The sequence below is a fragment of the Tolypothrix sp. VBCCA 56010 genome, from assembly GCF_050875635.1.
In the GTDB taxonomy this organism is placed as follows: Bacteria; Cyanobacteriota; Cyanobacteriia; order Cyanobacteriales; family Nostocaceae; genus Hassallia.
In genome coordinates this window covers 1-460 of record NZ_JBPAOH010000435.1, presented here as the reverse complement: position 1 = coordinate 460, position 460 = coordinate 1, and the positions used below count along the sequence as shown (strand labels likewise).

The 460-nt window shown below is 41.3% G+C and carries 1 protein-coding gene; it reads right to left on the bottom strand.

Annotated features, from left to right (window positions below; translation table 11 throughout):
- Positions 1–31 precede the first annotated feature (31 nt).
- Positions 32–460, bottom strand: a 429-nt coding sequence (locus AABK37_RS41880; protein ID WP_432557257.1) for a transposase, incomplete at its 5' end; no start/stop codon positions are given.

Here is a 460-nt window from a genome sequence, read left to right as displayed (position 1 = left end):
CTAGTACAGGGTGGCGGAAATAGACCGACCATTAAATAGCCAGCACCTTACCCTTATAAGTCCATTTGAAAGGTTTAGCCATCGTTCGATTGAAGTAATCAATGAAATCAAGAATACGAGATTTGAGGTTATGTTTACTCTCAAAACTTGCACGTTTGAGTAACTTACGTAGCAGAATACTAAACCAGATTTCAATTTGATTAAGCCAAGAGGAATGTTTGGGGGTATAATGGAAAACAATCCGGTGTGTTGAGTCACGTAAAAAAGCCGCACGGGATTGCATTGATTTGAGAATGCCTCGTTCACCCTTGACACCGAGGTCGGTGTTTAATCCTTCAAATTCAGCCACAAAGCGCACCAAAGATTCAGACTGGTGAGTATTGAGGCAATCCATAATCAAATTCCATTTTTTTGCATTGGGGTCGCTCTCAATGGCGTTACGGACATGAAGGGTAAAATC